This window comes from Pseudomonas sp. TH06 (assembly GCF_016651305.1).
Lineage (GTDB): Bacteria > Pseudomonadota > Gammaproteobacteria > Pseudomonadales > Pseudomonadaceae > Aquipseudomonas.
Genome location: NZ_JAEKEC010000002.1, coordinates 254,527 through 261,849 on the forward strand (window position 1 = coordinate 254,527; position 7,323 = coordinate 261,849).

Consider the following 7,323-nt stretch of genomic DNA (forward strand, 5'->3'; position numbering starts at 1 on the left):
CAGCCACCGACCAAATACCCACTCGACCAGGCACCCACAAAAAAGCCCCCGCCAGCCGCAGGGCTGACGGGGGCTCTCTGATGACGCTGACTTACATTTCTACCTGCGTCCCCAACTCAATCACCCGGTTCAACGGCAAATTAAAGAAGCGCAAATTGCCATTGGCATTCTTCAACATGAACGCAAACAACGCCTCACGCCAACGCGCCATGCCTTCAAGTTTCGAGGCAATCACCGTTTCCCGGCTGAGGAAGTAGGTCGTGCGCATCGGGCTGAAATCCAGGTCATCCAGGTGACACAGCTTCAGCGCCTGTGGCACGTCCGGCTCGTCGGTGAAGCCGAAGTGCAGGATCACTCGGAAGAAGCCGTCGCCGTAGGAATCCACTTCGAAACGCCGAGATGGCGGTACGCGCGGGATGTCTTCGTAAACCACGGTCAGCAGCACGACTTGTTCGTGCAATACCTGGTTATGCAACAAGTTGTGCAACAGCGCATGCGGTACGGCGTCGGAGCGCGCGGTGAGGAACACGGCAGTGCCCTGTACGCGGTGCGGCGGTTGCACGCGGATGCTGCTGATGAAGATCGGCAGCGGCAGCGCGCCTTCGTCCAGACGCTCGACCAGCAGTTGCTTGCCGCGCTTCCAGGTGGTCATCAACACAAACAGTGCAATACCGGCGATCACCGGGAAAGCGCCGCCCTGAACGATTTTCGGCACGTTGGCGGCGAAGTACAGACCGTCCACCAGCAGGAAACCGATCAACACTGGCACCGCGAGGATCGGTGGCCATTTCCACAGCAGCAGCATCACCGCCGACACCAGAATCGTGGTCATCAGCATGGTGCCGGTCACCGCGACGCCGTAGGCCGAAGCCAGTGCGCCGGAGGATTCGAAGCCCAGCACCAGCAGGACAACGCCGACCATCAGCGACCAGTTCACCGCGCCAATGTAGATTTGACCCTGTTCAGCGCTGGAGGTGTGCTGGATGTACATGCGCGGGATGTAGCCGAGCTGAATCGCCTGACGGGTCAGGGAGAACGCGCCGGAAATTACTGCTTGCGAGGCGATCACCGTCGCCAGGGTCGACAGACCAACCAGCGGAATCAGCGCCCAGCTCGGTGCCAGTAAATAGAACGGGTTACGCGCCGCTTCCGGGTTTTCCAGCAACAAGGCGCCTTGGCCGAAATAATTCAGCACCAACGCCGGCAGCACCAGAATGAACCACGCGCGGGCAATCGGCTTGCGACCGAAGTGGCCCATGTCGGCGTACAGCGCTTCGGCACCGGTCAGCGCCAGTACCACGGCGCCGAGGATCGCCACGCCCATGCCAGGGTGAACAGTGAAGAAACGCACCGCCCACAGCGGGTTCAGCGCATGCAGCACTTCCGGCGTGTGGCTGATGCCATACACACCGAGTGCGCCGAGCACCAGGAACCAGGTGACCATGATTGGCCCGAACAGAATGCCGATCCGCGCGGTGCCATGGCTCTGGATCAGAAACAACCCGACCAGCACCACCAGCGACAACGGCACGACCCAGTGATCAATACCATCAAACGCCAGACCCAGACCTTCAATCGCCGACAGCACGGAAATCGCCGGGGTGATCATGCTGTCGCCATAAAACAGCGCCGCACCGATCAGTCCGCAAACCACCAGTAACGAACGCAACTTCTTGCGATGCCCCGCCGCCCGCCGTGCCAGCGCGGTGAGCGCCATGATCCCGCCCTCGCCCTGGTTGTCGGCGCGCAGCACGAACATCATGTATTTGATCGACACGACCCAGATCAGCGACCAGAAGATCAGCGACAGAATGCCCAGCACGCCGTCGTGGTTGACCGGTACGCCGTAACCGCCGGAAAACACTTCTTTGAGGGTGTACAACGGGCTTGTGCCGATGTCGCCGTAAACTACCCCGACCGCCGCGACCAGCATGCTCAGCGGCTTGGTGGCCGAACCCTCGGCGCCTGCCGCATGACTACTTGCCTGACCCATCCAACACTCCTACTTCTCAGAACCGGCTTCTTTGAATGAAGCACTATGCTTTGTGGTGCAGCATGCGCTGTTTTACCTGTTGTTACAGACGTTTTGTTGACTGTAAAAAATTGGTAAAGCTCAACGGCGCGAAGCATAGCGCAGCACTCGTCGTATTTCCCGGCATAAAGCTGGTCAAGTGCGCTCCTCGCCGCTAGAATTGCGCACTTTTTGATCAGAGGCGCGCCCTAAGCGCCCGTCCGTCGGCTTTTCGCATCAGGAAAGCGGCGTCACAAAATACCGAGGTTAGACATGTCCACCACTCCCGCGCCGGCCAATCCAAAGGTTGGCTTTGTATCTCTGGGTTGCCCTAGCGATACACGAAATAAACACTAGTCATTCTTGCAAAGGCTTAGAACAATCCTCCCAACGCTGCCGGCTCCCAATTCATGATCACCAGCTCACCGCTGACCTGCGGCTTCCCCTGCCGCTGATTGCCCGTGCTGTAGCGGATATCCAGCGTCTCAAAATGAAATCCTTCGAACACCCGCCGAATGTCCGGATGGTCGTTGATACTGACCATTACCTTGCCTTTGCAACGTCGCATAAAGTCAGCCATGCGCTCGTAGTTCTCGAATGGAAAGTCCACGCCATAACCCGCTGTCTCCCAGTAAGGGGGATCCATGTAATGGAAGGTATGAGCACGGTCGTAACGTTCCGCGCATTCAAGCCATGGAAGATTCTCAACGTATGTACCCGACAGACGCTGCCAGGCGGCTGAAAGGTTCTCTTCGATACGCAACAGATTGATAGCGGGTCCGGTAGTGGCAGTGCCAAATGATTGGCCGCTGACCTTGCCTGCGAAAGCATGGTGCTGCAGGTAGAAAAATCGGGCGGCTCGCTGGATGTCGGTCAGAGTCTCAGGGCGGGTCATCTTTTGCCATTCAAATACTTGGCGAGAACTGAGCGCCCATTTGAACTGGCGCACAAACTCTTCGAGATGGTTCTGCACAACGCGATAAAGCGTGACAAGGTCACCGTTGATGTCGTTCAGGACTTCAACTGGCGATGGTTGTGGACGCATGAAGTAGAGCGCGGCACCGCCGGCAAAGACTTCGACGTAGCATTCGTGTGGTGGAAAGAGAGGAATCAGGCGATCGGCCAAACGGCGCTTCCCGCCCATCCACGGAATGATGGGTGTAGACATTAAAATTTGAGCCTCTTACTGTATGTATATCCAGTAATGAATAATACGTTATTCGACGCCGGCTCAGGGATAGTCTGTGAAAAGCATTTAGGCGCTCAGTAGAAGCCGCAGCCCGCGATTTTAAAGGCGTTAGACGTGATGGTGACTCTGACCGGCGCGCGCCTTTCCCAACATGCAACTGATCACTCTCAAAAACAAAAATCTCCTTATCTCTGCCTTTTTCATTGTTCACCCCTGTAAAACTGGGGCCACCGGCTTTATTCCTTGCGCACGCTTCTGCAGCAGCACTGCGCAAGCGCGCTGCACTTCCCTTCCAAATTTTGCAAACTGTGAAACTGCGGGTCGCTTGGCAAGGCCCACAGGCGGCGCGGGCTACAGCTTTGTTTGCACTACTTTCCGATTTGCACAAAAAAAAGACGCAAGCCCCGTCGGCGGGAGGGGGATAAGTGCTTTTTCAGCAGATTTTTTCTTAGCTGTAGGATTTTCCAAGGGACGATCAATTCCAGGCGAAAAATAGGCGCAAACGACTTCAGGGGTCGCCAATTGCCGTCAGTCGCTCCGCTGATGTTGAGCAGTCCGTCTACCGATATACTGTTTGCATATACAGTGCTTGAGCAAGGTAGTCATGGCCGATGAATATAGAATCTGCGAAAACCCTAACCACTGAAGCTCCCGCGATGGCGCAGTGGCGGATCATGTTGCGTGATGAGGTATCGTTGCTTGCAATGCCTGGTGCCCATCACAAAGCGCTGCTCAGGCAAGCGCATGCGTTGCACCAGGGCCAGATGATTGACGCTGACGAACTTGGCGACTTGCTTGAGTTAGCGGACGCGGCGCTAGCCTACGCGGTTGAGTCATTACTTGACCTCGACGCTGACGAGTAGGAGAAACCATGCACGTATTGGTCACGCCTATGCGCCTTCGTGGTGTTGCGCTAGATCCGAAGGAGCGGCGCCGGTATCCGGCAATCCGCGGCAACGTGATGGTGAACTCTACTGTCTGTCACGAATTAGGCCGTGCAGCCAACGTCGCTCGCGTTGAGGTCGGAATGCCTCTTGATCCTGATCCACTTCCCCCCTTGCTCGATGCCACCTTAGCCGGGATGGCTGTGACCGGATTTGTTCTGAGTGGAATCGAGTACATTGACGGTTGTGCGTATGCTCAGTCCTGGTGGTGCCGAGAAGAATGAAAGAATGTTAGTGCAACTGTCAGGACTTTGAGCCAATCTCGTCAGAGCTTTACTAACGAAAGGATGATGTTATGGGCAAGGTATCATCTGGTGGGGTTACCGAATCTGAACGGCTGCTGGCGCAGTTCTGCCAAAAATCTTTTTTGAGACTGTGGACATATCCTAACCCCTATAAAGATGACGGTAAGGAATTCTGTGATTCGATAGCCGTATTTGGAAATGACGTTTTTGTTTTTTTCGATAGGCGCAGTGAATTACCGATAAGCAAAGATAAGGATCCACTCGTACTGTGGAATAGGTGGAAGAAGAATGTCATTGATAAACAGATTATTACCGCTCATGGTGCGGAGCGTTATTTAAAAGCTGGACGACCTTTATATTTAGATGGAAAGCGAACCCAACCTTTCCCCCTAAATATTGATCCTGAAAAGGCTGTAATCCATAAAATTATTGTTGCTCATGGTGCCAAAGAAGCGTGCTTGCACTCCTCTCCAGATAACATATATGGCAGCCTTGGAATCTCTTATACTGAAACAGACTCAACTAAAATTGCAAGCCTAGAAGCAGAACACCCATTTACTTTAATATTGGATAAACACTCCCCCGTCCACATACTTGATAGTCACAACTTATCCATAATTCTTGGCGAGCTTGACACTGTTACCGATTTTGCAAACTATCTGGAAGAAAAGACAAAAGCAATCGCACACCTAGACATATTAACCTATTGCGGCGAGGAAGACTTACTTGCTCACTACTACGCAAACTATGACAAAAAGCTAAATCGACACTACATCGGCACTAACGATAAAAAAGTCAATGGAGTAATGATTAGCCAGGGTGATTGGAAGGGATTTGTAGAATCAGAAACATACTGGGCGACAAAAAGCGCTAACAAAATATCCTATATGTGGGACGAGCTTATACAACGCACCTGTCAAAATTCTATTGACGGTACAATTGGAGGGAATACAGATTTATCTCGCGGGCCGAGCGCCATTTATGAGATGGTTAAAGAGCCAAGATTTATGCGAAGAGAAATTGTAGATGGAATGATGCAAGCTATTGATAGCTTCCCTAATACAAATGTTGCGACTCGAAAAGTAAGTTTGATGCCTTCGAGCGACCCGAAAACTGCGTATGTATTTCTACAGCTAAAACTACCGAAAAACATGGAAAGCGCACCTGACGCTCGTCAAAAGCGTCAAGCTGTACTAGAAATAGCGTGTGGGGTGGCCAAGAACAAATTCCCGCACTTCAATAAGATAGTTGGGATTGGCATGGAGCCGCCGAAATATTCAGAGAATATTGCTGAAGACTTTATTCTTATGCCGTGCGAGAAGTGGCCAAAGGAGCTTCAAGAACACTACAAATCCCTCAACGTGGGTTGGGATTTTTTTGAAACAAAATCGTTAACAAAGCGCGAAATAACCGTTAATGAGTTCGTGCAATTCAAAGCAAAAAACAAGGGTAAGACCGGACGAAATGAGCCGTGCCCCTGTGGTTCAGAGAAAAAGTATAAAAAATGTTGCGGCGCCTGATTTAAAAAACTTAACAACAACCACTAGACCCACAACAACTATATGACATCCAAAACCACAGATAATTTAGAAATAATTAAAAAGCACCACTATGTATGGGCGCACTATCTACGACAGTGGGCGAACGGTGATGACATTTGGTACATAAGTAGCAAAGGCGGAAATATTCGTCGCGATAGCATTTATGGACGTTCACAAGATTTACACTTCTATCAAGTAACCCCACTCGACGAACATGACATTCAGTTTATCGAACGTCTTCCGACTTCAGATTCGCCGATCGTTAAAAAATTCCACACTTCGCAACTAGATTATTTTAAAAAGATTTCAATGCTCATCAAAACCCCTGAGATATTGAAGGGAGTCGCCAAAGAAGAAGACTTAGAAGAGCTCAAGAAAATATCAGAATGGGCATCAAATAATTCTTTGGAAAAAACCTATACAGCGATTGAATTATTGGCTCGCCCGGTAATGGACGAACTGTGGAAAGGAAATGCAAGCTGCCTCGACATACGGTCCAACATGGTCGCTTTCTATAATTATCTTGCTCACCAACTTGCAAGAACTAGAAAAATGCGCGACCGATCATTTGAGCTAATGAAAAAAGTCAATCAAGATAACGAGCTATGGGTAGAACATGTAAAACTATTCGAGAAGAATTGGTGGTTCATCGCTTACAAGATGGGCATAAATTTCGGCTTCGGCCTCGAACAAAGCGCTGACACTGCAAATCGCATTCTGATTAGAAACACAACAAACATTGATTTTATAACCAGCGACCACCCTGTCATCAATGTCCATCAATGCGCTCAAGGTGCGGCTATAGACCAAGTGGTCGACAAGTTAGACCTTTATTATCCTTTATCGCCAAAACTGGCGTTTATGCTGAATGATTCACAGCATTACAACCACCTCAAGCACTTTGTGAATGAAGAGGACGTAATACATTTGAATCGATTGATGGCGGACCGCTCTCATAAGAACATTTACGGTCCATCTGAGCAGGCACTGAAGGATGTCAGAAAATCGTATCGCAACCTCAAAGTGTGATTGGTTTTAGCTGGGCAGAAAGCGTTAATGCCTTTCCAGCATTGGCTGTAAATGCCCCCGCATTTCCAGGCGGTGGACTCGTTCCGTGAACATGGGTAGCGATTTGGGTATTCATCTGCTCAAGCAGTTCGAGAATCTCGCATGCGATTTTGAAAATGTTGACACTCTCGGACCCGATCCAGTTTTTCGGCGCTTGCATCCGTTGACTGACCCCGGTGATGCTATGGCGTAGTCCTTCAATGCGCTCCCGCATATCACCGCCCACCGTGGCGTTGTGCATATGCCCCACAACCAAATTCAGATCCCGGCCGGTCGCCTGGTGCAAATCGTCTACCGCCGCGAGACTCGCCGAGCCGCCCGACAG

At 51.3% G+C, this 7,323-nt stretch carries 6 protein-coding genes and 1 pseudogene; 4 read left to right on the forward strand and 3 right to left on the reverse strand.

The window, feature by feature from the left end; genetic code table 11:
- Positions 1-91 precede the first annotated feature (91 nt).
- Together JFT86_RS24735 and JFT86_RS24740 are read right to left on the reverse strand one after the other, a co-directional pair.
- Complete coding sequence (locus tag JFT86_RS24735) at positions 92-1,993, reverse strand: potassium transporter Kup (protein WP_201238843.1); 1,902 nt, start codon at positions 1,991-1,993, stop codon at positions 92-94.
- A 391-nt stretch (positions 1,994-2,384) separates the two neighbouring features.
- Positions 2,385-3,179 (reverse strand): DNA adenine methylase, encoded by a 795-nt coding sequence (locus JFT86_RS24740; protein ID WP_201234707.1) that lies wholly within the window; start codon positions 3,177-3,179, stop codon positions 2,385-2,387.
- A 632-nt stretch (positions 3,180-3,811) separates the two neighbouring features.
- Between JFT86_RS24740 and JFT86_RS24745 the strand changes: the two genes are divergently transcribed.
- The 4 genes from JFT86_RS24745 (at position 3,812) to JFT86_RS24755 (ending at position 6,959) form a co-directional block, all read left to right on the forward strand.
- A complete protein-coding gene (locus JFT86_RS24745; RefSeq protein ID WP_242489384.1) occupies positions 3,812-4,063 on the forward strand; it encodes a hypothetical protein in 252 nt (83 codons plus the stop codon).
- Between the two features lie 8 nt (positions 4,064-4,071).
- A complete protein-coding gene (locus tag JFT86_RS29285) occupies positions 4,072-4,368 on the forward strand; it encodes a hypothetical protein (protein ID WP_242489571.1) in 297 nt (98 codons plus the stop codon).
- A gap of 71 nt (positions 4,369-4,439) precedes the next feature.
- Positions 4,440-5,909, forward strand: a complete 1,470-nt coding sequence (locus JFT86_RS29290) for an SEC-C metal-binding domain-containing protein (RefSeq protein ID WP_242489572.1) — start codon at positions 4,440-4,442, stop codon at positions 5,907-5,909.
- Between the two features lie 42 nt (positions 5,910-5,951).
- On the forward strand, positions 5,952-6,959 hold the full coding sequence (locus tag JFT86_RS24755; RefSeq protein WP_201238844.1) for a DUF4238 domain-containing protein: 1,008 nt from the start codon (positions 5,952-5,954) through the stop codon (positions 6,957-6,959).
- Here the strand turns inward: JFT86_RS24755 and JFT86_RS24760 are convergent.
- Positions 6,949-7,323: pseudogene (locus JFT86_RS24760) on the reverse strand (hypothetical protein); the annotation flags it as partial. The gene JFT86_RS24755 and the pseudogene JFT86_RS24760 overlap by 11 nt on opposite strands.

What these genes read in the sequence shown, in the direction of transcription:
- JFT86_RS24735 (WP_201238843.1), bottom strand. Translation starts at nt 1,993, where the DNA reads ATGGGTCAGGCAAGTAGTCATGCGGCAGGCGCCGAGGGTTCGGCCACC.
- JFT86_RS24740 (WP_201234707.1), bottom strand. Translation starts at nt 3,179, where the DNA reads ATGTCTACACCCATCATTCCGTGGATGGGCGGGAAGCGCCGTTTGGCC.
- JFT86_RS24745 (WP_242489384.1), top strand. Translation starts at nt 3,812, where the DNA reads ATGAATATAGAATCTGCGAAAACCCTAACCACTGAAGCTCCCGCGATG.
- JFT86_RS29285 (WP_242489571.1), top strand. Translation starts at nt 4,072, where the DNA reads ATGCACGTATTGGTCACGCCTATGCGCCTTCGTGGTGTTGCGCTAGAT.
- JFT86_RS29290 (WP_242489572.1), top strand. Translation starts at nt 4,440, where the DNA reads ATGGGCAAGGTATCATCTGGTGGGGTTACCGAATCTGAACGGCTGCTG.
- JFT86_RS24755 (WP_201238844.1), top strand. Translation starts at nt 5,952, where the DNA reads ATGACATCCAAAACCACAGATAATTTAGAAATAATTAAAAAGCACCAC.